24 protein-coding genes are annotated in these 25472 nt (G+C 56.6%); 13 read left to right on the top strand and 11 right to left on the bottom strand.

Annotated features, from left to right (window positions below; genetic code table 11):
* Nucleotides 1–59: 59 nt before the first annotated feature.
* The 3 genes from tig to ACR0DE_RS09290 form a co-directional block, all read right to left on the bottom strand.
* Nucleotides 60–1391 carry a trigger factor gene (gene tig, locus ACR0DE_RS09300; protein WP_170396960.1) on the bottom strand — a complete coding sequence of 444 codons (1332 nt, stop codon included), beginning with the start codon at nt 1389–1391 and terminating at the stop codon, nt 60–62.
* Between the two features lie 184 nt (nt 1392–1575).
* A complete protein-coding gene (locus tag ACR0DE_RS09295) occupies nt 1576–2700 on the bottom strand; it encodes a porin (RefSeq protein WP_170422244.1) in 1125 nt (374 codons plus the stop codon).
* A 300-nt stretch (nt 2701–3000) separates the two neighbouring features.
* Complete coding sequence (locus ACR0DE_RS09290; RefSeq protein WP_480752810.1) at nt 3001–4584, bottom strand: NAD(P)H-hydrate dehydratase; 1584 nt, start codon at nt 4582–4584, stop codon at nt 3001–3003.
* Between the two features lie 169 nt (nt 4585–4753).
* Here ACR0DE_RS09290 and ACR0DE_RS09285 point away from each other — a divergent pair, with 169 nt between their 5' ends.
* The 5 genes from ACR0DE_RS09285 (at nt 4754) to ACR0DE_RS09265 (ending at nt 9277) form a co-directional block, all read left to right on the top strand.
* Nucleotides 4754–5092 carry a P-II family nitrogen regulator gene (locus tag ACR0DE_RS09285; protein ID WP_170422248.1) on the top strand — a complete coding sequence of 113 codons (339 nt, stop codon included), beginning with the start codon at nt 4754–4756 and terminating at the stop codon, nt 5090–5092.
* Nucleotides 5093–5125: 33 nt separating this feature from the next.
* Nucleotides 5126–6532, top strand: coding sequence for a type I glutamate--ammonia ligase (gene glnA / locus ACR0DE_RS09280; RefSeq protein ID WP_170396436.1), 1407 nt, complete (start codon nt 5126–5128; stop codon nt 6530–6532).
* A 128-nt stretch (nt 6533–6660) separates the two neighbouring features.
* Nucleotides 6661–7308, top strand: a complete 648-nt coding sequence (locus ACR0DE_RS09275) for an MSMEG_1061 family FMN-dependent PPOX-type flavoprotein (RefSeq protein ID WP_170565886.1) — start codon at nt 6661–6663, stop codon at nt 7306–7308.
* A 68-nt stretch (nt 7309–7376) separates the two neighbouring features.
* The gene (locus ACR0DE_RS09270; protein WP_170598005.1) at nt 7377–8171 is read left to right on the top strand and encodes a lytic murein transglycosylase; all 795 of its coding nucleotides are present in this window, start codon (nt 7377–7379) and stop codon (nt 8169–8171) included.
* 197 nt (nt 8172–8368) lie between these two features.
* Entirely contained in the window at nt 8369–9277 is a 909-nt protein-coding gene (locus ACR0DE_RS09265; protein WP_480438669.1) for a hypothetical protein, read from the top strand.
* A 36-nt stretch (nt 9278–9313) separates the two neighbouring features.
* On the opposite strand, the gene ACR0DE_RS09260 is transcribed toward ACR0DE_RS09265, so the two are convergent.
* A complete protein-coding gene (locus ACR0DE_RS09260) occupies nt 9314–10057 on the bottom strand; it encodes a heme-dependent oxidative N-demethylase family protein (protein ID WP_170396428.1) in 744 nt (247 codons plus the stop codon).
* A 124-nt stretch (nt 10058–10181) separates the two neighbouring features.
* Between ACR0DE_RS09260 and dddP the strand changes: the two genes are divergently transcribed.
* The gene (gene dddP, locus ACR0DE_RS09255; RefSeq protein ID WP_480752801.1) at nt 10182–11525 is read left to right on the top strand and encodes a dimethylsulfonioproprionate lyase DddP; all 1344 of its coding nucleotides are present in this window, start codon (nt 10182–10184) and stop codon (nt 11523–11525) included.
* A gap of 10 nt (nt 11526–11535) precedes the next feature.
* Here the strand turns inward: dddP and ACR0DE_RS09250 are convergent, their stop codons facing one another.
* Nucleotides 11536–11730, bottom strand: coding sequence for a hypothetical protein (locus ACR0DE_RS09250; RefSeq protein ID WP_480752799.1), 195 nt, complete (start codon nt 11728–11730; stop codon nt 11536–11538).
* Between the two features lie 255 nt (nt 11731–11985).
* Here ACR0DE_RS09250 and ACR0DE_RS09245 point away from each other — a divergent pair, with 255 nt between their 5' ends.
* Nucleotides 11986–13200, top strand: a complete 1215-nt coding sequence (locus ACR0DE_RS09245) for a bifunctional alpha/beta hydrolase/OsmC family protein (RefSeq protein ID WP_480752797.1) — start codon at nt 11986–11988, stop codon at nt 13198–13200.
* Nucleotides 13201–13255: 55 nt separating this feature from the next.
* Here the strand turns inward: ACR0DE_RS09245 and ACR0DE_RS09240 are convergent, their stop codons facing one another.
* From ACR0DE_RS09240 to ACR0DE_RS09220, 5 genes are all read right to left on the bottom strand, one after another.
* Nucleotides 13256–13606, bottom strand: coding sequence for a hypothetical protein (locus ACR0DE_RS09240; RefSeq protein ID WP_170403183.1), 351 nt, complete (start codon nt 13604–13606; stop codon nt 13256–13258).
* A 10-nt stretch (nt 13607–13616) separates the two neighbouring features.
* Nucleotides 13617–14174: a hypothetical protein gene (locus ACR0DE_RS09235; RefSeq protein ID WP_170511968.1), complete on the bottom strand. Its 558-nt coding sequence runs from the start codon at nt 14172–14174 to the stop codon at nt 13617–13619.
* A gap of 139 nt (nt 14175–14313) precedes the next feature.
* Entirely contained in the window at nt 14314–14901 is a 588-nt protein-coding gene (locus tag ACR0DE_RS09230; RefSeq protein ID WP_170396416.1) for a biotin transporter BioY, read from the bottom strand.
* Nucleotides 14902–14976: 75 nt separating this feature from the next.
* A complete protein-coding gene (locus ACR0DE_RS09225) occupies nt 14977–15399 on the bottom strand; it encodes a DUF6314 family protein (RefSeq protein ID WP_170422260.1) in 423 nt (140 codons plus the stop codon).
* On the bottom strand, nt 15396–15728 hold the full coding sequence (locus ACR0DE_RS09220; protein WP_170396412.1) for a hypothetical protein: 333 nt from the start codon (nt 15726–15728) through the stop codon (nt 15396–15398). Before ACR0DE_RS09220 ends, ACR0DE_RS09225 begins: the two co-directional genes overlap by 4 nt.
* An 88-nt stretch (nt 15729–15816) precedes the next feature.
* Here ACR0DE_RS09220 and purB point away from each other — a divergent pair, with 88 nt between their 5' ends.
* The 4 genes from purB (at nt 15817) to ACR0DE_RS09200 (ending at nt 20214) form a co-directional block, all read left to right on the top strand.
* On the top strand, nt 15817–17121 hold the full coding sequence (gene purB, locus ACR0DE_RS09215; RefSeq protein WP_170396410.1) for an adenylosuccinate lyase: 1305 nt from the start codon (nt 15817–15819) through the stop codon (nt 17119–17121).
* A gap of 380 nt (nt 17122–17501) precedes the next feature.
* On the top strand, nt 17502–18044 hold the full coding sequence (locus tag ACR0DE_RS09210) for a hypothetical protein (protein ID WP_480752793.1): 543 nt from the start codon (nt 17502–17504) through the stop codon (nt 18042–18044).
* 84 nt (nt 18045–18128) lie between these two features.
* Nucleotides 18129–19205 (top strand): flagellar motor switch protein FliG, encoded by a 1077-nt coding sequence (locus ACR0DE_RS09205; RefSeq protein ID WP_480753769.1) that lies wholly within the window; start codon nt 18129–18131, stop codon nt 19203–19205.
* A gap of 85 nt (nt 19206–19290) precedes the next feature.
* Complete coding sequence (locus ACR0DE_RS09200) at nt 19291–20214, top strand: lysophospholipid acyltransferase family protein (RefSeq protein ID WP_170396406.1); 924 nt, start codon at nt 19291–19293, stop codon at nt 20212–20214.
* Here ACR0DE_RS09200 and ACR0DE_RS09195 read toward each other — a convergent pair whose 3' ends face one another.
* Entirely contained in the window at nt 20215–20916 is a 702-nt protein-coding gene (locus ACR0DE_RS09195) for a DUF1223 domain-containing protein (protein WP_170512892.1), read from the bottom strand. It abuts the gene before it with no gap.
* Between the two features lie 226 nt (nt 20917–21142).
* Between ACR0DE_RS09195 and acnA the strand changes: the two genes are divergently transcribed.
* Nucleotides 21143–23833, top strand: a complete 2691-nt coding sequence (gene acnA, locus ACR0DE_RS09190) for an aconitate hydratase AcnA (RefSeq protein WP_170817935.1) — start codon at nt 21143–21145, stop codon at nt 23831–23833.
* Between the two features lie 117 nt (nt 23834–23950).
* Nucleotides 23951–25453 carry a BCCT family transporter gene (locus tag ACR0DE_RS09185; protein ID WP_170511957.1) on the top strand — a complete coding sequence of 501 codons (1503 nt, stop codon included), beginning with the start codon at nt 23951–23953 and terminating at the stop codon, nt 25451–25453.
* Nucleotides 25454–25472 lie beyond the last annotated feature (19 nt).

The raw sequence follows: 25472 nt of genomic DNA, 5'->3' as shown, positions 1-25472 counted from the left end.
GCCGTCTAATTCGAGACGGCTCCGCTTTTTTTTGACCCCTAAAGGGGGAAGGAAGAGGATTATTCCTCTTCCAGTGCCTCAACGGCTTTTTGCAGATCGTCCTTGCTGACTTCTTTGTCCGCAACCTGAGCCAGTTCGAAGACGTAGTCGACAACCTTGTCTTCAAAGATAGGCGCACGCAGCTGCTGCTGCATTTGGGCGTTCTGCTGCACAAATTCAAAGAACTGGCGCTCCTGGCCCGGGTACTGACGCGCCTGGTTCATGATCGCCTGTGTCATTTCCGAGTCGGTCACTTCAACCTCGGCCTTCTGGCCCAGTTCGGCAAGCAGCAGGCCCAGACGCACGCGGCGTTCGGCAAGCTTGTTATGCTCGTCGGTTGGTTCGATCGGATCGTGATCGTGACCTTCAACGTCAGGGTTTTCCTCGTGCCACAGCTGGTGTGCGATCTGCTTGGCTTCGGCTTCTACCAGTGACGGCGGCAGGTCGAACGAGACTTTCTCGTCCAGCACGTCCAACAAAGCGCGCTTCATAACTGCACGGGACGCACCAGCATATTCGGCTTCCAGACGCTCGGCGATCTGTGCCTTCAACCCAGCCAGATCTTCGGCACCAAATTTCTTGGCCAACTCGTCGTCGACCTCAGCCGCGACCGGCTCTTTCACCTCTTTGATGGTGCAGGTGAAAACGGCGTCTTTGCCGGCCAGATGCTCAGCACCGTATTCTTCGGGGAAGGTGACGTTGACGTCTTTTTCTTCCTCGGCCTTCACACCAACCAACTGCTCTTCAAAGCCGGGGATGAAGCTGTTCGAGCCCAGAACCAGCGGGTAATCTTCAGCCGAACCGCCTTCGAACTCTTCGCCGTCAACCTTACCAACAAAGTCGAACACGATCTGGTCACCGTCTTTGGCTTTCGAACCTTTGCGACGCGCTTTGAAGTTCTGCGCGGTCTCAGCCAGGTTGTTCAGCGCTTCTTCCACGGCTGCGTCGTCCGCTTTGACAACCAGCTTCTCCAGTTCGACCGATTTCAGGTCAACTTCCGGAATCTCGGGCAGCGCTTCGTAGGACATCGCAACTTCTACGTCGTCGCCTTCTTTCCAGTCCTCGTTGGTCATCTTGACCTCGGGCTGCAAAGCAGGACGTTCGCCGCTGTCCTCAAAGTGCTTGTTCATCGCACCGTCGATGGTTTCTTGCATCGCTTCGCCAAGCAGGCGCTGGCCGAACTGCTTTTTTAGCAGAGCCATCGGCACCTTGCCTTTGCGGAAACCCTTCATTTCAACCTCGGGCTGCGCTTCGGTCAGTTTCTCGTTGACCTTGTCGTCCAGCTCGGCTGCGGTCACAACGATGTTGTAGCCGCGCTTCAGACCTTCGTTCAGCGTCTCGGTAACCTGCATTTTGGTAGTCCCCATAGGATTCGGGGCGCGCAAAACGGGCGCGCCGGGCAAATTTGACGCCTTCTATTTGCACAGCCGCCTGCGTGCAAGAGGCAAAGGCCCTTTCAGGCTGGTTTTACCCCTATTACAGACGAAAAAACGCCCCGGCACAGGCCGGAGCGTTCGATCATCGAAAGCTGAGAAATCAGAACCTCCAGCGGGCCCCCAGCACCCACGCCTCGTTGTTGTCGAACGAAGCGCCATCTTCGAAATCGTGATTGCGGTATTTCAGATACGCATCTGTGTTGATGCTGTCGATACGCTGAACAACAGCGATGCCCCAAGCATCGGTGCTGGAACCGTCATTTACGAAGTCCGAGCCCGAGTAATAGTCGATCCCGATACCGGTTTTACCCCAGGATACCCACTGATCCTCATAGGCAATCTTGCCGTAGAAGTAGTTCGGGTCAGACGCACCATCCGCGTCATTGTCCCGCGTCCCGGCGGCTACGGTGAAGCTCAGGCCGTTTTGCAGCATAACCGAGGCCGACCCGATCGTATCCTTGCGGTCCCCCGATCCATCGTCAGCCGAGCGCACCGAGTATGCAACCGCCGCTGCAAATTCGACCCCGCCACCGAAGGTGTTGTTATAGCGAAGGCCGATATCGTAATAGTCATCGTCATCGCTGCTGGACAGAATGTTCTGACCATAGGCGATGCCGGCCTTAAAACCGCTGAACTCCGGCGTGTCATACCGAACGCGGCCACGGCGCGCACCGTCAAAGTTGCTGCTGGAATCGCCAACGGTGATGTCGCTCAGCAAACCGTCAGTACCGCGATAGAAGAACCCGCCATTTTCATCGTTGGTAAAGGAATACAGCGCAGTTCCAACGTAAGACAGATCCACTTCGGCAGCGCCATCGGCCACCATGCTGCCCTGACCGGCCGAGAATTTACCCCAGTCACCGGCAAGTGCGAAATCCACGTGACGGATATCTTCACGGGTCCAGCCGCTGAAATCTGTGCCCAGCTGGTTCCACTCGCTCGAGCTCGGCAGACCAAGCCCGGTTTCAAAACGGAAGGTGAAATCGTTGTTGCCGAAGGGCTGCAACAGTTCCAAACCGACGCGGCTGTTTGACAGGTCATTGTCCAGAACGCGCGTTTCGGTCTCTTCACCGTCGTCAACCGAGATTAAGGCCGGGTGCAACTGACCATAAAGCAGGACATAACCGCCCGTGTTGTTTTCGTATTTCAGTTCGGCGGCGGCGGGGATTGCCGTTGTTGCGACAAGCGCCGCGGCTATCGAAGTCAGCTTAAAATTCACTGTCATGTCATTCACCATAGATGGGTCAGTTTTTTTGATATTGCCGATATGCGCACCTGGATTAACGGTTCCAATGATTGCTAAAGCTTATTAGCCCGGCATTGCATTTCTGCCACAGGCGGAAGCGGGGGCCTTCAGGGAAAGCGTTTTATAATCAATATTTTGACCTAGTTCGAAAGCAGCACCCTGCTAACCTGCAAGACAATTCTTGCGCTGCGTGTTGCAGCTTGCAAACACCCGTTATGCGCACAGGTAAATCATAAGGCGAAACATTGCCGCTTTGACCCGCGATCGGCCAATATTTGCCTATGACCCATTTATTTCAAGCCGTGCGAATACCGCTGGCACTTGTTCCGGCAGATCTTCGGCAATCAGCCCCGGACCAAATTGCCTGGCGCATTCCACATGCAACCAAGCTGCAGCCTCGGCAGCACGCAGCGGGCTGAACCCACGCGCCAAAAGCCCCGTTATGAACCCGGCCAGCACATCACCCGATCCTGCGGTCGCCAGCCAGGGTGCCGCCCGGTCATACAACGCCGCATTGATCGCACATTGCCCATCCGGTGCAGCAATCACCGTGTCAGGGCCCTTGTATAGTACCACACAGCCAGCCTGCTTGGCCGCCTCACGCACGGCATCCACTTTGGAATAAGCCGGCCCTCTGCCCGGCTTGACCGAGAGCTTTTCGGTGATCTCCGGGAACAATCGCGCAAACTCGCCCCCGTGCGGTGTCAGAACACATCTGTCATGGAGCATGTCCAACAGCACCTCTGGCGCATCAGCAAAAGCCGTCAAAGCATCCGCGTCCAGCAACGCGGGACGCCCCGAGGCCAGCGCCGCAGGAACCAGCTCCTGCGCACGCGCCAGCCCCAAACCAGGACCGAGGCATAGTGCATTCAACCGCGCATCCATCAGGACTTCCAACAGATCATCGCCGCTCTGGACCCGCTGCAGCATCAGCGCAGTGATGTGACTGGCAACCTCCATCTGAGCCGAGGGTGGAACACCCAGCGTCACCAATCCGGCCCCGATGCGTAATGCACCACGTGCCGCCAGCCTTGCTGCGCCGGTTGCCCCCGCACCTCCGCTAATAATCAAGGCATGCCCATGCGCATATTTGTGTAAGGCAGTTGCCTTCGAAAAATCAGCATCCGGGGCGGTCACCAGTTTGACCGCACCCTGAACTCCCTCCTCCAAACCAATGTCCTTGACGACCAATCGGCCACTTCTGACCGGCCCCAGCCCCAGATAATGCCCCAGCTTTGCAGTATGAAACGATACCGTGAGCCTGGCCTGAACCGTCGCGGTCCCCGGGGCCAGCTCACGCCCACTATCGGAACACAGGCCAGACGGCATATCAACGGATACTGTCTTTTCGGCGATGGCTGGATCCGAGGCAGTCATTTCTGCCCATTTTAGAACATCACCCTCAAGCGGTCGCTGTAAGCCCGTCCCGAAAAACGCATCGACATAAAGGTCAGCCCCTTGATGCGCGGCAAACACTTCGGAAAATGGTTGAACCTCCCCCAATTCGCCCCACCTGTCATGATTCACACGCGCATCTGGTGGCAGCTTCGCCGGATCACCAAGAAGAAATGCCGCCACCTCCCAGCCGCGCTCCCGCAGCAAGCGTGCAACAACAAATCCATCCCCCCCGTTATTTCCCGGCCCGCAAAGAATTACCGCACGCAGCGGATCCTCTTCATCTGGCCCCAAATACCTCGGGGGTGCGGGGGCTGGCCCCCGCTGCAGCTCTGGCCATTCTTCAAATACGGCTTGAAGAACACCGCGCCCCGCCCGCTCCATCAGCTCCAGCCCGCTCACGTCACCGGACTCAATCGCGGACTTTTCGATCGTCCGCATCTGTGCCGCTGTCAGCAACTCTGCCATATTGCGCCCTCACGCGATTCAATTCTGATTACATTTTGTGCACATCGATCAAAATTTAACCCGTTGCACGATTTCGCAGCACCACAAGGCGACCAAATTCGCGGTTCCATTGCCGCCCGATCTTAGACGTGATCATTGCCATCAAGACAACCATACAAGGTGAACCGGAATGAAAAAGATCGAAGCGATCATCAAGCCGTTCAAACTGGACGAAGTGAAAGAGGCGCTGCAGGACGTGGGAGTCCAGGGCCTCAGCGTGGTCGAGGTGAAAGGCTTTGGTCGCCAGAAAGGTCACACCGAACTTTATCGCGGCGCAGAATATGTTGTCGACTTTCTACCCAAGGTAAAGGTCGAGGTCGTCCTGGATGATGATCAGGTTGACGCTGCGATCGAAGCCATCGTTGGCGCCGCAAAGACCGACAAGATCGGGGACGGAAAAATCTTTGTCTCACCTATCGAACAAGCCATTCGTATCCGCACCGGCGAAACCGGTTCGGAAGCCCTGTAACACAGCAATCTTCAAATCAGAGGAACAAATAGTATGAGCAAGGACGCAGTTCTTCAGCTGATCCGTGATGAAGACGCCGAATACGTCGACATCCGCTTTACCGACCCGCGCGGCAAACTTCAGCACGTCACCATCATGTCCGATCAGGTCGATGAGGACTTCCTGGAAGAGGGCTTTATGTTCGACGGTTCGTCCATCGCGGGCTGGAAGTCGATTGAAGCTTCCGACATGAAACTGATGCCCGACACCGACAGCGCCTATGTCGATCCGTTCTATGCGGAAAAGACCATCTGCCTGCACTGCTCGGTTGTGGAGCCTGACACTGGTGAAGCCTATGAACGTGACCCGCGAGGCACCGCTCAGAAAGCCGAAGCGTACCTGAAGGCTTCCGGTATTGGTGATGTGGCCTACATGGGTCCGGAGGCCGAATTTTTCCTCTTTGATGACGTTCGTTTCTCTAACAGTATCAACAAGGTATCCTACGAAGTTGATGCGACTGATGCATCGTGGAACACCGACACCGAATACGAGATGGGCAACATGGGCCATCGTCCAGGCGTCAAAGGTGGTTACTTCCCCGTAAACCCCGTTGACGAAGCGCAGGACCTGCGCTCGGAAATGCTGTCGACCATGAAGCGTCTGGGCATGAAGGTCGACAAGCACCACCATGAGGTTGCATCGTGTCAGCACGAACTGGGCCTGATCTTCGACAGCCTGACCAAGCAGGCCGACGAGCTTCAGAAATACAAGTACGTGATCCACAACGTTGCACATGCCTATGGCAAATCGGCGACCTTTATGCCGAAGCCAATCGCAGGTGACAACGGCACCGGCATGCACGTGAACATGTCGATCTGGAAAGACGGCAAGCCGCTGTTCGCGGGCGACAAATACGCCGACCTGTCTGATGAGGCGCTGTACTTCATCGGCGGCATCCTGAAGCACGCCAAAACGCTGAACGCCTTCACCAACCCGGCGACCAACAGCTACAAGCGTCTGATCCCAGGTTTCGAAGCCCCCGTCTTGCGCGCCTATTCGGCCCGCAACCGTTCAGGCTGCGTGCGTATTCCGTGGACCGAAAGCCCGAAAGCCAAGCGCGTCGAGGCCCGCTTCCCCGATCCGGCCGCAAACCCCTATCTGGCGTTCGCCGCGCTGCTGATGGCCGGTCTGGACGGCATCAAGAACAAGATCGATCCGGGCGAAGCCATGGACAAGAACCTGTACGATCTTCCTGCCGAAGAACTGGCCGACATCCCGACCGTCTGCGGCAGCCTGCGCGAAGCTCTGGAAGCACTGGCATCTGATCACGACTTCCTGCTGCAAGGCGACGTGTTCACCAAAGACCAGATCGACGGCTACATCGCGCTGAAGATGGAAGAGGTAGAAACCTACGAGCACACACCTCACCCGGTTGAGTACGGCATGTACTACAGCTGCTGATTAAGAATTTTCGACGAAAATTCTCAGGGGGCGCCCATCGGGCGCCCCTTTTTCTGTATCTCCGCGAGATTTGACGGATCGATGATGATCTTTCAAAATTTGAGCTCAACATCAGGCGGAGAGAGCACATGCCCGCAAGCGACAAACCCTTTTCTGAGTATTCAGGACTTGTAACCTCGGAGAAAGATCTGGAACGCATTTGCGGGCAACCCTTGCCGCAGATCATTGCAAAGGAATTGCCTGCACTTGATGAGATGTGTCGAGACTTCATCGGCATGTCCTCGTTCTGCCTGATCGCTTCGGCCAATCCCGATGGGCATCTCGATATTTCGCCTCGTGGCGATCCTGCGGGGTTTGTGCAGGTGCTCTCGAACTCGATGATTGCGATCCCGGACCGGCCTGGGAACAAGCGCGTGGATACGTTTCATAATGTGCTGAAAGATCAGCGCGTCAGCGTGATATTCTTTGTCCCCGGAAAATTGGAAACTCTGCGCCTGCGGGGATCCGCGAGAATTAGCGCAGATCCCGAACTTCTTTCAAACATGGCCGTTGGTGGACGCGTGCCCAAGCTGGCCCTGTTGATCCATGTCGAAACCGTCTTTGCGCACTGTCCCAAATGCATCATTCGATCAAACCTGTGGCAACCCGATGAATGGCCGGACTCATCCAGTCTGCCAAATATGAACGCGATGATGGTCAAACATGCCAAGATCGACAAAACCCCGGATGAATGGTTCGAATCCCTGAAAGGCACAGACGAGCTTGATCTCTATTAAACCACTTTGCGGTAGGTCGAACTCGGCTTAGGCTGAGCATGGTTTTTTTTTGCACTCGGATTTCCTCTATGCCTCGTCTTCGCCTTTACGCTGCACTCGCGTTCCTTCTGCCCTCAGTGGCACTGTCCGCCCCTTGTGGGAATACCAGCAGCGGGTTTGAGGCCTGGAAAGCCGACTTTGCCAAAACCGCCAAACGGGCGGGTGTGAAAAAGAAGGGTCTGCAAGCGCTCGCGCAGACGCAATATGCAACACGTACGATTGCCGCGGATCGCAATCAGAAGAGCTTTAAATACTCATTAGACAAATTCATGCAGGTGCGCGGGGCAAACACCATCGTTGCGCAAGGGCGCAAGCGCAAAGCTCGCAATCCGCAGTTTTACGCCACGCTCGAGCGTCAATATGGCGTACCGGCGGGTGTGCTGATTGCCATTCACGGCATGGAAACCGGCTTTGGAGGTTTCATGGGAGATAGTCAGGTTGTTTCCGCAATCACGACATTAGCCTATGATTGTCGCCGATCCGAATTCTTCATCCCGCACGCTATCGGCGCCTTAAAACTGGTTGACCAAGGTACCCTTACGATGGCGACAAAAGGGGCAAAACATGGCGAGCTGGGGCATACACAGTTCCTGCCCGGCAACGCCCTGACCTATGGTGTGGACGCCACCGGTGACGGTCGGGTCGATTTTTATAACATGACCGACGCGCTCGCCTCGACCGCGAATTTTCTACGTAAGAAAGGGTGGAAGCCCGGTCGCGGCTATCAACCCGGAGAGCCGAATTTTGCGGTCATACAGCAATGGAATGCGGCCTCGGTCTACCAGCAATCCATTGCAATCATGGCGGCGCGAATCGACAACTAGGGCAGTCATAGGCTTGACGTCAGAGCACCTGAATTCGGCCACATTGTTGCCACATAGATTTAAGGAAACCCCGATTTTCTTGGTTTCCAAAGCGTAATCAATCTTGGAATATTTCGACTTTTTTCCATTTTGGTCAAAATTTGCGCCATTTCGCCTGTTAATTTGTTGTGAAGATTATGACAGCAAAGGAACATGCTGTGACTGCAAAGCATAGTTACCACGGTGGCCTCCAGTTTGACGGGTCGGCAGATGGCGCGCTTGAGCGTCTGTGCGAGGTCGTCTCGACGACGCTGGGTGACTATGGCCATCTGGTCGAGCGCAAGACGCTTCTTAGCGCATCGGAGGCCAGTATCGTCAGCAGCCAATATCTCGTGCGTCTGACATTGGACTCGGAACCAACCCAAGTAGATCACAATCACCATGAGCGGATGGATCGAACCGCTGGTCTCAAAACTATGCCGCGTGCTGCGGTTACGCTGCCGGGAAACCGGCTGACGATCTCGATTTGTCCGGTGTCAAAACTGCTCGATGACAGTGAAATATCCGAGTTGATGCTTGTGGTGATCCTGTACCGAATGGTCGACATCTGTACGACCCGTCGTGTCGAATGGTTGTCGCCCAAAACGGTTCTGACCATCGAACAATTCATGAGTGCCTTTGATTCAATTGCGCCGCGCAACGCCCGGAACCGAAAGCAGATATTCGAAGCAGTCAGCGGCCCATTTGCGGGGCTTGATCTGCCCGATCCTGATGCGGAAAATACACAGACCAAACACGCCAAGCCGCGTCCGATCAAGCTAAGTGACGACCAACTGCTCAGTATCGCCTTCCGGACCGAGGCTGATGCTCCCCTGCCCGCCGGCAACATTCACCAGTCCGAGGACGAAACGGAACGCCCAAGCGATATTCTGCGACTGACCAGCTGGGGCATGACTGGTGCTGTGGCAAGCATATCGACACCGATTGCCATATCCCTGGCAGCAGTCAATCTGATCCGGGGTGAGGATTTCCGCCTCAACACTCAGGTTCTGGCTTTTACCACAGCGATTTTTGGCCTGAACGCTACGAATGCTTTTGCCGAGGTCGCCAGCGCGATTGGCATGTAATCAAATTACCCAAGACCCTCCTTGGAGGCCCCGCCGTCAGGCGGGGTTTTCCATTTTAAGGACCTGATCAGCGGCCATTACATAAGTGTGGATCGCGAACACCACTGCGTTTGTCTCAGGTAAACGCAAGAGAGTCTGACGTTCACTACGCAGATATCGGGCCGAATTTTCATCCCGCGGTGTGCGTCGCTGCATGAGACTACGCGGTTGGAACAATTCGGCATCATTGTACCAAAGCGCATTGAACCGCCAGAGTGGCCGGTTGGGCTGAATGCCGTCAAACAATCGTTGAACTCTGCGGGCAATATTGGCGTCGTAGGCATCAACCGGTTCATGGATCCCAATCAACGGGCGCATGAACTTTTCCGACAGCATCCAGCTTGCAGGAAAGCACAGGATCGCGCCAGTCAAAACATGCTCGTCATCGTGTTTCTGCAGAATGCAGAAATCCTCTTGCACCAAATGGCATAGCGTTTCCAACGGGCGTTCCCGGTCAACCTCAACCCGTACACCGTCGGGCCGCACAACGTGATCGGAGACATTCGGATAAACTTGCTGAATGACCAGTTCCAGCAACTCCTGCGCGGGTGCCAACGCCTCGGGGCTTTGCGCCAAGACATCCTGTTTTTGCTGCGCCAACAGCGCCGCGCGTCGTTGCATCTGGGCAGAAAATGCATCGTCGCGATGCAACCAAGCCCTGGGGTCCGCGGGCTTAATGCCAGGCAGCGGGTTTTGGGCGAGTGGATCATAGGGAATGGCTTGCTGTAATATCACGGTCATAGTCGAGGCATAACACCCTGCTCTGGCGCTGTCGGTCAAAAAGCGACCAGAAGACGGTCGCAAACCTAGAAGACGCAGCGCATCTGGATTTGCAGGTTGGGCAGGCAAGCAGAAAGGTCCAACCGTGAACACACCATATCGTGACACCCGTAAGATTGACCCGACCCGGGGCGCCACCCTCGGGGACGGGACACCGAACGACAATGACAGGATCGAGATCGGACCGACACAGCTTGTCTTTGACGAATGGGCCGCAGCTGGGTTGAGCCTGCCCAATCTGGAGCGGATGCGTGAGTATCGCTGGAAACGCCTGACCCAGGCCATCGTGCAACGCGATTGGGGCGGGATCTTGCTGTTTGACCCCCTGAATATTCGCTACGCGACCGACAGCACCAACATGCAGCTGTGGAACACCCATAACCCGTTCCGGGCCGTTCTGGTTTGCGCTGACGGGTATATGGTGATCTGGGATTACAAGAACTCTCCGTTCCTGTCGAAATTCAACCCGCTGGTACGCGAGCAGCGCTCGGGCGCGGATCTGTTCTATTTCGATCGGGGTGACAAGATTGACATCGCAGCAGATGTGTTCTCGAACGAGGTGCGCGCCCTGATTGATGAACACGGCGGCGGCAACATGCGGCTGGGGGTCGACAAGATCATGCTGCACGGCCTGCGCGCGCTCGAGGCGCAGGGCTTCGAGGTGATGGAGGGCGAAGAGCTTACCGAAAAAACCCGTGCCATCAAAGGCCCCGATGAAATCCTCGCCATGCGCTGCGCCAGCCACGCCTGCGAGACCGCTGTGGCCGAAATGGAGCGCTTCGCACGTGTCAATGTCGGAGACGGGAAGACATCCGAGGATGACATTTGGGCAGTGCTACATGCTGAAAACATCCGGCGCGGTGGTGAATGGATCGAGACCCGCTTGCTTGCCTCGGGCCAGCGCACCAATCCCTGGTTTCAGGAATGCGGCCCGCGCATCACGCGGCAAAATGAAATCATCGCGTTCGATACCGACCTGATCGGGTCTTACGGCATTTGCGTCGACATCTCACGAACCTGGTGGATCGGCGATCAAAAACCGCGCCCCGACATGATCTATGCCATGCAGCACGCGCATGAGCATATCATGACCAATATGGAAATGCTGAAGCCCGGCGTCATGATCCCGGAACTAACTGCGAATGCCCATCGGCTGGATGACAAGTTTCAGGCACAGAAATACGGCTGCCTGATGCATGGAGTTGGATTGTGCGATGAATGGCCCTTGGTAGCCTATCCCGACAAGGCGGTCGAGGGATCCTATGATTATCCACTTGAACCCGGAATGGTGTTGTGCGTCGAAGCGGCAGTTGGCGAGGTTGGCGGCGATTTCTCGATCAAGCTGGAAGATCAGGTGCTGATCACCGAAGACGGCTATGAAAACCTCACGAAGTATCCGTTCGACGCACAGTTGATGGGGTCTGGCTAAGCGCTATCGCCTAGTTCGACCAGTGGGACCGTCTGACATTACCGTGCCAATCCTCAGGCACTGTGAGAGTTGGCGTGTCCTCAGACGTATTCGTCAGCGGCCAGCTTTGTCCCAGTGCAAAACCAATTGCGCCAGTCACGAGAATTGCCAACAGAACTCCGGCGTGGAGTGTCGGGCTTAGCGGTGCAGATGTTGTATGTGCCATTTTGACCTCTGCTTTGGATAAGAAGGATGATTGCAAGTTGGGGTTCAAGTATAAATAAGTAAAATGAATGTTTATCCGAATTATCATCACATTTTTTGATTGCTCAAATACCAACCCCAACAATGCATTGATGCGACGCGCCAAGGGCTACGTGGTCCCACCCCCTCACCTTCCTGTTACGCCACTGACACAGGGGTTGAGAGAACCGCACACAGCACACAGTATTGTCGAAACCTGGACCACCAAGGATTCATCATGCCCACCGAACGCATTACTTTCGCCGGTCACGACGGCAGCCAATTGGCCGCGCGCCTTGATCTGCCGGACGGGCCGGTACTGGCAACGGCTTTGTTTGCGCATTGCTTTACCTGCTCTAAGGACATACCTGCCGCACGGCGCATTTCGGCGCGTTTGGCGGCGATGGGCATCGCCGTGCTCAGGTTTGATTTTACAGGCCTTGGCCACTCGGATGGAGAGTTTGCGAATACGACATTCACCTCAAATGTCGAAGATCTGATCGCTGCAGCGCACTACCTGTCCGGCCGCAACATGGCCCCCGCCCTGCTTATTGGCCATTCACTTGGCGGCGCTGCGGTACTGCGCGCACGCGCTGGCATACCGTCGGTCAAGGCGGTCGTCACATTGGGTGCGCCTGCTGACCCGGGCCACGTATCACACCATTTCGAGGCCGCCCTGCCCCAGATTCAGGCGCAAGGCAGCGCAGAGGTTTCGCTTGGCGGTCGCCCGTTCCGCATTGGCAAAGCTTTTGTCGATGACATTTCAGAGGCCGCGCTTAGCCCTGCCGTTTCAGATTTGAAAGCAGCGCTTCTGATCCTGCACGCACCGCGCGATGACACGGTCAGCATTGACAACGCCAGCACCATCTTTCTGGCTGCGAAGCATCCAAAAAGTTTTGTCACGCTGGACGATGCCGACCATCTGATCACGCGCGCCGCTGATGCGGATTACGCGGCGGATGTCATTGCGGCTTGGGTGTCGAGATACGTCAAACTGTGCCCGCCCGCCCCACCACCCGGTGCCCCGGAAGGTGTTGTTCGCGTGACCGAGGCAGACCCGGCAGGGTTCCTGCAAGACATCCAGTCCGGCCCGCGCCACCATGCGGTCGCTGACGAGCCCGCTTCGTACGGAGGAACGGACCGAGGCATGTCCCCTTATGGATTTGTGTCCTCGGGATTGGGCGCCTGTACCTCGATGACCATTCGCATGTATGCGCGGCGCAAGAAATGGCCTCTGACGGGTATCACCGTCGATGTCTGCCACGACAAGGTACACGCGCAGGACGCCGGACTGGCCAGCGATGGCAAGGTCGATCAGTTCCGCCGCAAGATACGGCTACAAGGGCCGCTGGATGCCGCGCAACGTACTAAGCTATTGGAGATCGCAGATAAATGTCCCGTGCACCGAACCCTTGAAGGCTCGGCCCATATCACGACTGAGCTGCTGGACTGAAAACCACCTTTGTCAGCTTATGATAATGATTGAAGGGGGCTTTTGCCCCCTTTTTCTAACGGCGCCTCGGTGAGGGTCGGTGAATTGGTGGCCGTGCCGTCGGAGGACGCGCCACCGGGGGATGCGGACGCGACGGCGGTTTGGCGATCGGTGGCTTTGGCCGCGGTGGAGGGTTTGGACGAACCGGTCGATCGGGGCGGTCGGGCCGGTCTGGGCGGTTTATGTCAACATCTACATTCACGTTACGGTCGTGGTAGTAATCATTCCACAGCATCGAGTCGTAGAACGGGTCATACCCAACGCCATACCCTACCCCGACGGACACGCCATCGCAGGCGGACAATGTAAACGTTGCAGTACCCAACCCCAGCGCCAGAACAGACCGTTTTAACAGTTTGCGAGTCATCCGAGCCTCCTTACTGCAAAGACCGGAACGACGCGAAAACGGCGTTCAAGGCATCAACATAAGACGGGTCGGCCCCGTCACGCAGGATCGCAACCCCAATCGCAACACGGTCTCGCGGCAGGTCGATCACAGTGGCGGTAAAGTTTACGCCTCGCCCATCCCGATTGCCGGTGCCTCGAATAACGTGGGCTGGCCGCCCACCAATCCTTGTATTGCTGGTGCTGGTCACGGTCGGGTCTTTGACGAGGAATTTGTCGATATCCTCAAGATAGCTCAGCCCGCCCTGAATGCTGGAAACCCGTGATGGTGAGACGAAGCCCATCCAGACATTATCGTCGGTCACCGGTCTGATCCCCATGACGCGCGAAACCGCACGGGCATCGCCCAGATTGGTATCCTCGATTTCACGCGGGCCACCGGTACGCAATGTCCAAAAGTCGGGAACCTCAAAGCGGAACAGGGCGCGTCCTTCATCGGTGTAAGTCACGGGCGTGTCGGCTTGCACAGGCGTTACAGCCAACCAAGTCACGGCACTTGCAGCAAGCACCAAGCTTAACAAAATACGCATATCTCAATAACCTGATCAGTTTTCTGATGTCAGGTTGCCCATGCAGTTTGACTTTGTCCAGTATCCTGTTCTGCAGACAATAAAAAACCCGCGTCCGGAAAGCTCCGAACGCGGGTGTGTCTTGCGCAAGAGCGCGCTATCAGGTGCGTGCGTCGCCCAGCAGCTTCCACAGGCCAGGGATCAGCAGAGCGGCCAGCGCCAGCTTGATCGCGTCACCCAGCAGGAACGGTGTCAGACCCCATTCCAGGATCGGCTTGTCCCAGCCATACAGCTGACCCAACCACAGCAGTCCCGGCACGTAGATCAGCACGTTGGCCAGTACCAGCGCCAGCGCCAGCTTGCCGACCGAACGGTCCCAGCCGCGCGCGGCCAGTGCGCCCAGCAGAATGGTCGCCATCAGGTAACCAACCAGATAGCCGCCGGTGCCACCCATCATGTAGGTCAGGCCGTATTTTTCGGCCGAGGAACCTGCAAACACGTCAAAGCCCAGAGCACCAACCAGCAGGTAACCCAGCATCGTGATCAGGCCAAGGCGCGCGCCATAGGCGGTGCCGATGGTCAGAACGGCGAATGTGCCCATGGTGATCGGAACCGGCCACATCGGCACTTTGATTTTGGCTGCAACGGCCAGAGCAACGATGCCCAGGGCAACCAGAGCCACCTGCTTGACGCGCAGCGCCGTCCCCTCACGCGGGCCAAAAGCATTGGCCAGTACGTTTGCGTTCATCTCATTTCTCCACATTCGGACTTATTTGCACATGCAGCAATGCCCGTTCCGGGCCGTTGCTGCAAGATGATTACGCTATCGCAGCGCGTATTTGGTCTCCATTTCATAGGATTTTCGCGGTCCTGATACAGTCCAGCGGACTGTCCAGCGCGGCCATCCTGAGAAATCATAGTCTGCATCATAGCTGTCCGGCGGGCAATCGTGATGATCCTTGACCCGGGTTTGGCCAAGTTTAAGTGCGTGAAAAAACCGATCATCATCAAAGTGAATGGCGATCCGATCACCGGCGTCGCGCCAAAGGTATCGACGCGTTCCCGTCATTGCAGGCTGCCCCGGAACACGCAGCGTGACCGTCTCATCATAGACCAACCCTTGGGTATCTTGCCGAAGCTCTGCCTTACCCTCGGCCTGAATGATCTGGCCTGCACGCTCGTCCCGGATGAGGCGGCTCAGGTCCCAAACCCCCTGGAAATCATAAATATTTCTGGGCAGGCTCACTTCAAATAGATTCCGTCAGTTGTATTGCCTGAATCATCCACAAACCGGATGGTTTCACCGCTTTGCTCAACATCATAACAAGCCCAGAAATCCGAAGGCGGCCAGACCGAGCAATAGCGATCATCACGAACGGCCCATCGTCCCGAACTTGGGCGGCCTGAAAAGTACTGCGTTTGCATATTGCTATCGAAGGTCTGGGTGATCCCCTCGCCATAGTCGAGCTTCTTGCCAGCAAGCGCCATCAGAATCTCATCACCCGTCAGTTGCTGAAACTCGTCGGCGGCCACAAATCCGGGCCAAAGCAATAAAATCAGGGCAAACCGTCTCATCCCAGCACTCGCGCCTTGTTCCTTGGTCAATGCGCGGCTAAACCCCGCGCCAACGCCTCATCCCAATCATAAAAAGGTGCTGCCGCCAATGATTCCCCGCTATTCACGCCCCGATATGGTCGCCATCTGGTCACCCGAGAGCAAGTTCCGCATTTGGTACGAGATCGAGGCGCACGCCTGCGACGCCATGGCCGATCTAGGCGTGATCCCGCGTGAAAACGCCGAGGCCGTGTGGAAAGCCAAGGATGTGGAGTTTGATGTCGCCCGTATCGACGAGATCGAAGCCGTCACCAAACACGACGTCATCGCCTTCCTGACCCATCTGGCCGAACATGTGGGTAGCGAGGAAGCCCGCTTCGTGCATCAGGGCATGACCTCCTCGGACGTACTGGACACTTGCTTCAATGTGCAACTGACCCGCGCCGCCGACCTGCTGATTGCAGACCTCGAAGGTCTGTTGGCTGCCCTGAAACGCCGCGCGATCGAGCACAAAGACACCGTTCGCATCGGTCGCAGCCACGGTATCCATGCCGAACCCACCACGATGGGCCTGACCTTTGCCCGCTTCTATGCCGAGATGGACCGCAACTTGTCCCGGATGCGCGATGCCCGCGCGGAAATCGCCACCGGAGCGATCAGCGGCGCGGTCGGGACGTTTGCGAATATCGACCCGCAGGTTGAAGAGCATGTCTGCGACAAGCTGGGTCTGGTGCCTGAACCGATCAGTACGCAGGTCATTCCCCGCGACCGTCACGCCGCATTCTTCGCCACACTGGGTGTTATCGCCAGCAGCATCGAAAACATCGCTATCGAAATCCGCCACATGCAGCGTACCGAAGTGCTGGAGGGGGCCGAGTTCTTCTCGATGGGTCAGAAAGGCTCATCCGCGATGCCGCACAAGAAGAACCCGGTGCTGACCGAGAACCTGACCGGTCTTGCACGCATGGTGCGTGCGGCCGTGATCCCGGCGATGGAGAACGTGGCGCTGTGGCACGAGCGCGATATCTCGCATTCCTCGGTCGAACGCATGATCGGGCCGGATGCCACTATCACGCTGGACTTTGCACTCGCGCGATTGACCGGTGTAATCGACAAGATGCTGATCTTCCCCGAGAACATGATCGAGAACATGAACAAGTTCCCCGGTCTTGTCATGAGCCAACGAGTGCTGTTGGCGTTGACCCAAGCCGGTGTAAGCCGCGAGGATGCCTATGCCATGGTTCAGCGCAACGCACTGAAAGTCTGGGAGCATCGCACCGACTTCAAAGAGGAACTGTTGGCCGACGCCGATGTCACCGCCGCGCTGAGCCCGAAAGAAATCGAAGAGAAATTCGATCTCGGCTACCATACCAAACATGTAGATACGATTTTCGCCCGCGTATTCGGCGAATAATTCAAACTCAAACAGTGCTAAAAACTTGGCCCGGTTTGCTCAATGCAGCCGGGCCTTGTGTCTTTGCCAGATTGGCAAAAATCGGTTAATCTGTTGGCACAGTTTCCGCGAAAGGAAAACTCGATGCTACGAACTGCTCTATGCGCAATTGCTCTTATCTGTGCGGGCACCGCCGGATTTGCCTGTAACGGTAACACCAAGCAAACCCAGTCCTGTGCTGAAGGCACAATTTGGGACAGCGAAAGCCAAAGCTGCATGAAAATCGTCAATAGCTGACATTTTTATTTCCTGCTTGTGAATAAAAGCGATCAGTCAATCGTTAGCTTTTTTGAAGATCAAGCTATGATTGTAACAAGTCTCTTTGACAACGGAGTAGGAAAATGCGTCTTGTACTAGCCTCGGCCATCGCTCTTCAGGCCTTTACCTTCGCGCCCATGGCCATTGCTGCGGGTGGTGGGGACAGCAGCCCGCCCAAGCCCACCAACACCACCAAGAAATGCCTGTTTGGCCGCGTCTATGACGAGGCAGCCGGGCGCTGCGTCAAACCCAACAAGACGAATTTCACCGAAGACCAACTGTATGATGCCGTGCGCGAGTTGGCTTACGACGGGCAGTACGAAAATGCTCAGGGCATTCTGCGTATCATGGATCAAGATGATGATCGGGTGCAGACCTATTGGGGGTTCACCTATCGCAAGATGGGTGAGCTGAAAATGGCTGACGCATTTTACCAGAAAGCAATTGAATCCAATCCCGACAACATCCTCGCCCGCAGCTACATGGGTCAGGGATTTGTTACAGAGGGCAAGACCGAATTGGCCATCGCACAATGGCGCGAGATCAAGGCGCGTGGTGGCGAAGGCACATGGGCTGAGACATCGCTGCGCGAAGCGATCAGAACAGGGCTGACATATAGCTACTGAGTTTCAGGGTTTCTTTACCCGACTCTCTATATTCTGCCTGCAACGCGAATGAGGCATTGCAGGCAGATGCAGGACACGAAACTAATGGTGCAGATGACGCCGGGCGCGCACCCCCCGGTCGTTGAACAGGACGATGATGCGCCACGTGTTGTGCCGCGCGCCCTCAGCAACCGAGAGAAAGCCGCAGTTGTGGTTCGGCTGCTGCTGAACGAGGGGGCGGATATCCCGCTGGAAGAGCTTCCTGATTCACTGCAGGAACAACTTACCCACCAACTTGGACAGATGGGGTTGGTTGACCGGGTAACGCTGGCCGCCGTCGCGCAGGAATTTGCCGATGCGCTGGATGGCGTAGGGCTTGCATTTCCCCATGGGCTAGCCGGTGCTCTGGACGCGGTGAACGGCAAGATCGCCCCAGCCACCGCCGCCCGGCTGCGCAAGGTAGCTGGCGTGAGGCAGATCGGTGACCCATGGCAGCGTTTGCGCGAAGTACCCTCAGAAGATCTGGCCGAGATGGCCAAAGCTGAAAGCACCGAAGTCGCCGCCGTTATGCTGTCGAAACTCGAAACCGCCAAGGCTGCCCAGTTGTTGGGCCACCTGCCCGGCCCCACAGCGCGACGGATAACCTATGCTGTATCGAAAACGGCCAACGTGACGCCCGAGGCGGTAGAGCGGATCGGATGGTCCTTGGCCGCTCAGCTGGATCAACGCCCCGAGCCCGCCTTTCGGGATGGGCCGGGTGAGCGTGTGGGCGCGATCCTCAACCAGTCGGCCGCGGCGACGCGTGATGGTTTGCTGACCGCGCTGGACGAAGAAGACTCCGATTTTGCCGATACCGTCCGGCAATCGATCTTCATCTTTTCGCATGTGCCCTCGCGCATCCAACCCCGCGATGTTCCAGCGATTCTGCGCGGTGTGGATCAACCCGTTCTCATCACGGCGTTGGCCGGAGCCAATAGCGACGAAGACCTCGCCACGGTCGAGTTCTTCCTAGCCAACATGTCCTCTCGCATGGCGGACAACTTACGGGAAGAAATGGCCGATCGTGGCAAGGTCAAACAATCCGACAGTGAAGACGCGATGTCGCAGATCGTTGCAGCCATCCGCGCGCTTTTGGACGAGGGCGCGATCGCATTGGTCGAGGCGGAGGAGAATGCAGAATAGTCCGGCAAGGCGCGACCACTTGTGATCGCACGATGGGGCCTGTATGTCTCGTCGCGCAGTTCACAACGCTCAGGTGTCTCTCCCCATGCCCGTCGAAAAGTCGGAACTAAGCCGATTTGAGCTTGGAAAATACTACGTCGCCAACCTGTTTCTGACCGGCGTAATCCGCGGCATGCGCCTGCTGCCATATGAGCGCCGCATCGGAGCGATGGGCGCGATTGTGCGCTGGCTTGCCCCTATTGTCGGGTTTCGAACCCGCGTGCGCCGCAACCTGAAACTCACCTGCCCAGACCTGCCCGAGGCCGAGGTCAAACGCATCTGCCGCGCCGTGCCTGACAATGCCGGGCGCGCGATCATGGAGCATTTTTCAGCCGACGGTTTCATCGAGCGACAAAGCAAGGCCAAAGTATCGGGCTCGGGTGTCGAAGCATTTGATGCCGCCGTGGCGGAAGGGCGTCCAGTGATGATGATCACTGCGCATTTCGGGCACTATCTGGCCGCGCGGGTCGCGCTGCAGGCGCGTAGCGGTAAACCCATCGGCAGCCTCTATCGCCGCATGGCGAATCCATATTTCAACGACATGTATGTCGAGGCATTCTATCAGACCGGGTCGCCCATGTTCGAACAGGGCCGCCGAGGTATGGTCGAAATGGTACGTTCACTGAAAAGCGGAGGCATCATTGCCATTGTATCCGACCTGCATGCGCATGGTGGTGAGGAGCTGACCTTTTTCGGCAAACCCGCCGTCACCTCGGTGCTGAACGCGGAACTTGCGATCAAATACAAGGCTGTGCTGATCCCCTGCTATGCAGTGCGCCAACCCAACGGGATCGATTTTGAGATCGTCCTGCACGACCCGGTCCCGCATACTGATGCCAAAACCATGACCCAGTTTACCAATGACGATCTGGAAGCGATGGTGCGTCAGCACATGGGGCAATGGTTCTGGATTCATCGGCGCTGGAAGTCCTGGAGGGGACTGGGGGTCCAGCCAAAGGATATGCCCTGATCACTTAACCCGCGCTGCGGCCACGATCGGACCATGGCCACTGCGCTGGATCAGTACAACGGCAGGCAATTCCGATGACAATGTTGCGGTGAAACTCTGCGGTGTTTGGCCATCCCAGCGACCGGCAATCTGCCAATTCTCGACCACGTTTGCATAATCCAGATCATGTCCGGCCAATTCGCCACGCCGGATCGAGGTGCGACGCATCGGCGAATACTGCACAATCCGAACATCATAGGTTTCGTCGTCTGGTAACTCGATCGGAACGACATTCATGGATACTTCGTTCGCGATACGCGTGGCACTGACCTCGGCCTCCGGCGGCGCAGTCAGGTGTGCATCGATTAGCCGGTTCAGTTCAATTGACTTGGCCCCAACCACATCCTGCTGCCCATTCACAACCATCTGCGGCGTATAGATCATCGTCCGCCCGCCTTCACGTGCATAGGCGCGCTGACGATCGGTGTGGTCGGGATTGGCGTATTCATCTTTCCAGCCAATGTAGTCCCAATAATCCACATGCAACGCCAGACCGATTACATCATCCCGCTTGGCCAATTCATGCATGATCCGGTCTGCTGGCGGGCAGGACGAGCACCCCTGCGAGGTGAACAGTTCGACCACCACCGGATCATCCTGCGCCTGAGCCGGGGCAGCAAGAAAGAGTGAAACAAACGCGGTCGCAGCGACTGATCTGAGCATGTTTTCTCTCAATAGAGGATGATTGCCTGAAAGGTTTAAGTCGGAACCGAATAAACTGCCAATCAAGGTTTCTTGAGACCTCAGACACAAGCTTTCGACAAAATGTGTGCAATGGTATACAAAAAACCACCCAAACTGCCCGTTGCACCTTGAAACAACTGGTGTGGTAATGCAGATAACCCTTAGCGAAGCCCGTATTCCAAGTCATTTGAGAGGGAGGCCACAGATGCCCATCAAGGTCGGACAGGACACCGCCAAGACACGCCGCAGCCTGAACGTGAATGGCAAATCCATTTCCTATTATTCGATTCCAGCCGCGCAAGAAGCAGGCTTAGGCGATTTTTCGAATCTGCCTGCCGCGCTGAAAGTGGTTCTGGAAAACATGCTGCGGTTCGAAGATGACGGGTTCTCGGTTTCCGTCGATGACATCAAAGCCTTTGCCGAATGGGGTGCCAACGGTGGCAAGAACCCACGTGAGATTGCCTATCGCCCTGCCCGGGTACTGATGCAAGACTTTACCGGAGTTCCGGCCGTGGTGGATCTGGCAGCGATGCGCGACGGCATCAAGGGCCTTGGTGGGGACGCGCAAAAGATTAACCCGCTGAACCCGGTCGATCTGGTCATCGACCACTCGGTCATGATTGATGAGTTCGGCAACCCACGCGCGTTTCAGATGAACGTGGACCGCGAATATGAGCGCAACATGGAACGCTATCAGTTCCTGAAATGGGGTCAGAACGCGTTCAACAATTTCCGCGTCGTGCCTCCCGGCACCGGAATCTGCCACCAAGTAAACCTGGAATACCTGGCGCAGACCGTCTGGACAGACACCGATCAGAGCGGCACCGAAGTCGCTTATCCCGATACACTTGTTGGTACTGATAGCCACACCACCATGGTCAACGGCATGGCCGTTCTGGGTTGGGGCGTTGGCGGGATCGAGGCCGAGGCAGCGATGCTGGGTCAACCGATCTCGATGCTGATCCCCGAGGTTGTGGGCTTTGAACTGACCGGTTCGATGGTCGAAGGCACAACGGGAACCGACCTTGTCCTGAAAGTCGTCGAGATGCTGCGCGAGAAAGGCGTGGTTGGTAAATTCGTCGAATTCTACGGAGAAGGTCTGGACCGCTTGCCCTTGGCCGATCGCGCAACCATTGCCAACATGGCCCCCGAATACGGCGCGACCTGTGGTTTCTTCCCGATTGACGGCGAGACCTTGCGCTATATGCGCAATACTGGACGCGACGAAGACCGCATCGCATTGGTCGAGGCCTACGCCAAGGAAAACGGCTTCTGGCGCGATGCCGATTACGCGCCGATCTACACCGACACTCTGTCGCTGGATATGGGCACAATTGTTCCTGCGATCTCGGGCCCGAAACGGCCGCAGGATTATGTCGCACTAACCGACGCCAAGGCCGCATTCACCAAGGAAATGGCCGAGACCTTCAAACGCCCGATGGGCAAACAAATAGAGGTCAAAGGCGAAAACTACGGCATGGAATCGGGCAAAGTCGTGATCGCTTCGATCACCTCCTGCACCAACACGTCGAACCCGTATGTGATGATCGGCGCGGGCCTCGTTGCACGTAAAGCCGCCGCGCTGGGATTGGATCGCAAACCGTGGGTAAAGACCTCATTGGCGCCCGGCTCGCAGGTTGTGTCCGCCTACTTGGAGGCTGCGGGTCTGCAGGAAGATCTGGACAAGATCGGCTTCAACCTAGTTGGCTATGGCTGCACCACCTGTATTGGCAACTCGGGTCCGATCCAAAGGGAAATCAGCGAAGCGATTGCCGAAGGCGATCTTGTTGCCACTTCGGTGCTGTCAGGCAACCGCAACTTTGAAGGCCGCATCTCGCCCGACGTGCGCGCCAACTATCTGGCTTCACCGCCGCTGGTGGTGGTTTATGCTTTGGCTGGTACGTTGGACATCGACCTGACCTCGGAACCGATTGGACAGGATCAGGCCGGCAACGATGTCTACATGAAAGACATCTGGCCGACCCAAAGCGAAATCGCCGAATTGGTTGAGGCAACCGTGACCCGCGAGGCGTTCCAGTCGAAATATGCCGATGTCTTCAAAGGCGACGAGAAATGGCAGGAGGTCGAGGTTCCACAACAGGAAACCTATGATTGGCCACCGACGTCAACCTACATTCAAAACCCTCCCTATTTCCAAGGCATGGGGCCTGAGCCGGGCACAATCTCGAATATCGATGGTGCAAAGGTTCTGCTGATCCTGGGTGACATGATCACCACCGACCATATCTCGCCCGCCGGTTCGTTTGCGACAACGACACCTGCCGGGAAGTATCTGACCGATCGTCAGGTTCAGCCGCGCGAATTCAACTCGTATGGCTCACGCCGTGGCAACCACGAGATCATGATGCGCGGCACCTTCGCCAATATCCGCGTCAAGAACGAGATGCTGGATGGCGTCGAAGGCGGTTATACAAAAGGCCCGGATGGTGAACAAACCTCGGTCTACGAAGCATCGATGGCCTATCAGGAGCAAGGCACCCCGCTGGTCGTCTTTGGCGGCGAACAGTACGGTGCAGGTTCGTCACGCGACTGGGCGGCCAAGGGCACAGCTCTGCTTGGCGTCAAGGCAGTGATCGCCGAAAGCTTTGAGCGCATCCACCGTTCAAACTTGGTGGGCATGGGCGTCATACCGTTCGAATTCACCGATGGTGATACCCGCAAGACACTGGGTCTGAAAGGTGATGAGACCGTATCGATCCACGGGTTGGATTCAGTTGAGCCCTTGCAGGAAGTGCCCTGCACCATCATTTACGGAGATGGTACCGAAAAGACGATCACCCTGAAGTGCCGCATCGATACCGCGCCCGAGATCGAATACATCGAAAACGGCGGTGTGCTGCAATACGTGCTGCGCAATCTCGCAAAAGCGTCATAAATCAGCAGGTTGATATCCAACCTCAGCCCCCGGCCCTGCGCCGGGGGTTTTGTTTTCTGGCCATTTATTCAAAAATCTGAAACTGTTGAGCAAGACAGTCTTCGGAATTTCATCACCATGAAAAAGCCCAACGCCCTATTGGTTTGCTCGCTTAGCGTCATCGCCGTGATCGGGATCTGGGGCGTCGTCGATATCGAAAGCTTGGTGACTTGGGCCAATAGCATCGTGCAACAAACCTTCCACAGTCGCGGTTGGTTCGTGATGCTCGCGGCCTCAGGCATGTTGATCGGGTGTTTGGTTCTGGCCTTTTCGCCATATGGCAAAATCCGTCTGGGCCGGGATGATGAAGAGCCCGAGTTCTCGACCGCCACCTGGATCTCAATGCTGTTCTCCGCAGGAATGGGCGTTGGACTGCTGTTCTGGGCGGTCGCCGAGCCCCTGACCCATTTCAACTTCATCTCGGGCATGGCACCCGATTATGTCGCCGCGCAGCAGGCCATGCTGGCAACAAACTTCCATTGGGGCCTGCACGCATGGGCGATTTACGGTTCGACCGCGCTGACCATTGCTTATTTCAGCTTTCGGCGCGGGACAGGCATGATGGTCAGTGCACCGATCAAAAGCCTGTTCCCAGGAGAACGCTGGGCCGAGCGGGTCGGGTGGCTGTCGGATTTCATGGCCATTGTTGCAATCTCAATCGGTGTTGGCGGTTCAATGGCCATGGGCGTGTTCCAGGTTGCGGACGGGATTGCGGTTCTGGGTGGCCGGGAAACGGTTGGTGCCCTTTTGATCAGCGTTGTTTTCCTGGCGATGGTCGCAGCCTACATCCCTGCTCTGTTGATCGACCTTGGCCAAGGCATGGCGCGCTTGTCAAATGCGGCAATGCTGATCGCGATCTGCCTTGTGGCCTATACAGTGGTCCTCGGCCCCACCGAGTATCTATTGAATACCGTGGTTCAAGGGTTCGGCGATTACGTCACCAATGTCATCCCTCGGGGCTTTCAGACCTTCACCTTCTTCGGCGATGACGTCACCAAATGGTTCAGCGACTGGACCCTCACCTATATGGTCTGGTGGATCGCCTGGGGACCTTTTGTTGGTGTGTTCGTCGCGCGTATCTCTCGCGGTCGCACGATCCGGGAATTCGTGATCGGAGTACTCTTTGCGCCAACGCTGTTCTCGATCCTTTGGTTCGGTGCCTTCGGCGGCATCGGTCTGTTCGAGGCGCTCAACGGTGCCGGAGAACTGCTGGCCTATACGCAAACAAACATCGAGCGTGTGACCTTCGCCCTGCTCGACCGTTTGCCCTTATCGCAGATCACAATACTTGCAACCGTAGCAGCGGCGTTTCTGTTCATCGTAACCAGCGTTGTAAGCGCGGCCTTTGTGCTGGGTACATTCTCGTCCCAGGGGGATGAAAACCCGCCCCCGCGCGTGCGGCTGATCTGGGGTGCATTGCTGGGCTTGTTGAGTGTCGCGATGATCCTGTCGGGCTCGGTGGAATCGGTCAAAGTCCTGATCTCACTCGGGGCGCTGCCCTTTGTGTTCATCTCGGTTCTGCTGATGGTCTGCCTGTTCCGAGGGCTACGAGAAGAGGGGCTGAGCCATGCTGATCGGTGATCTGACGGATACGCTTATG

The organism is Ruegeria sp. C10 (assembly GCF_056537805.1).
Note: the sequence above shows the minus strand (reverse complement) of the source record. Positions and strands in the feature narration are given on the sequence as shown.

Excerpts from the sequence above, each read along its gene's own strand:
- acnA (WP_170817935.1), top strand. The coding sequence starts at position 21,143 with ATGCCCATCAAGGTCGGACAGGACACCGCCAAGACACGCCGCAGCCTG.
- ACR0DE_RS09290 (WP_480752810.1), bottom strand. The coding sequence starts at position 4,584 with ATGGCAGAGTTGCTGACAGCGGCACAGATGCGGACGATCGAAAAGTCC.
- glnA (WP_170396436.1), top strand. The coding sequence starts at position 5,126 with ATGAGCAAGGACGCAGTTCTTCAGCTGATCCGTGATGAAGACGCCGAA.
- ACR0DE_RS09270 (WP_170598005.1), top strand. The coding sequence starts at position 7,377 with ATGCCTCGTCTTCGCCTTTACGCTGCACTCGCGTTCCTTCTGCCCTCA.
- ACR0DE_RS09200 (WP_170396406.1), top strand. The coding sequence starts at position 19,291 with ATGCCCGTCGAAAAGTCGGAACTAAGCCGATTTGAGCTTGGAAAATAC.
- ACR0DE_RS09250 (WP_480752799.1), bottom strand. The coding sequence starts at position 11,730 with ATGGCACATACAACATCTGCACCGCTAAGCCCGACACTCCACGCCGGA.
- ACR0DE_RS09185 (WP_170511957.1), top strand. The coding sequence starts at position 23,951 with ATGAAAAAGCCCAACGCCCTATTGGTTTGCTCGCTTAGCGTCATCGCC.
- ACR0DE_RS09260 (WP_170396428.1), bottom strand. The coding sequence starts at position 10,057 with ATGACCGTGATATTACAGCAAGCCATTCCCTATGATCCACTCGCCCAA.
- ACR0DE_RS09275 (WP_170565886.1), top strand. The coding sequence starts at position 6,661 with ATGCCCGCAAGCGACAAACCCTTTTCTGAGTATTCAGGACTTGTAACC.
- tig (WP_170396960.1), bottom strand. The coding sequence starts at position 1,391 with ATGCAGGTTACCGAGACGCTGAACGAAGGTCTGAAGCGCGGCTACAAC.
- ACR0DE_RS09245 (WP_480752797.1), top strand. The coding sequence starts at position 11,986 with ATGCCCACCGAACGCATTACTTTCGCCGGTCACGACGGCAGCCAATTG.
- ACR0DE_RS09195 (WP_170512892.1), bottom strand. The coding sequence starts at position 20,916 with ATGCTCAGATCAGTCGCTGCGACCGCGTTTGTTTCACTCTTTCTTGCT.
- ACR0DE_RS09285 (WP_170422248.1), top strand. The coding sequence starts at position 4,754 with ATGAAAAAGATCGAAGCGATCATCAAGCCGTTCAAACTGGACGAAGTG.
- ACR0DE_RS09220 (WP_170396412.1), bottom strand. The coding sequence starts at position 15,728 with ATGAGACGGTTTGCCCTGATTTTATTGCTTTGGCCCGGATTTGTGGCC.
- ACR0DE_RS09210 (WP_480752793.1), top strand. The coding sequence starts at position 17,502 with ATGCGTCTTGTACTAGCCTCGGCCATCGCTCTTCAGGCCTTTACCTTC.
- ACR0DE_RS09295 (WP_170422244.1), bottom strand. The coding sequence starts at position 2,700 with ATGACAGTGAATTTTAAGCTGACTTCGATAGCCGCGGCGCTTGTCGCA.
- ACR0DE_RS09230 (WP_170396416.1), bottom strand. The coding sequence starts at position 14,901 with ATGAACGCAAACGTACTGGCCAATGCTTTTGGCCCGCGTGAGGGGACG.
- ACR0DE_RS09240 (WP_170403183.1), bottom strand. The coding sequence starts at position 13,606 with ATGACTCGCAAACTGTTAAAACGGTCTGTTCTGGCGCTGGGGTTGGGT.
- purB (WP_170396410.1), top strand. The coding sequence starts at position 15,817 with ATGATTCCCCGCTATTCACGCCCCGATATGGTCGCCATCTGGTCACCC.
- ACR0DE_RS09235 (WP_170511968.1), bottom strand. The coding sequence starts at position 14,174 with ATGCGTATTTTGTTAAGCTTGGTGCTTGCTGCAAGTGCCGTGACTTGG.
- ACR0DE_RS09205 (WP_480753769.1), top strand. The coding sequence starts at position 18,129 with ATGGTGCAGATGACGCCGGGCGCGCACCCCCCGGTCGTTGAACAGGAC.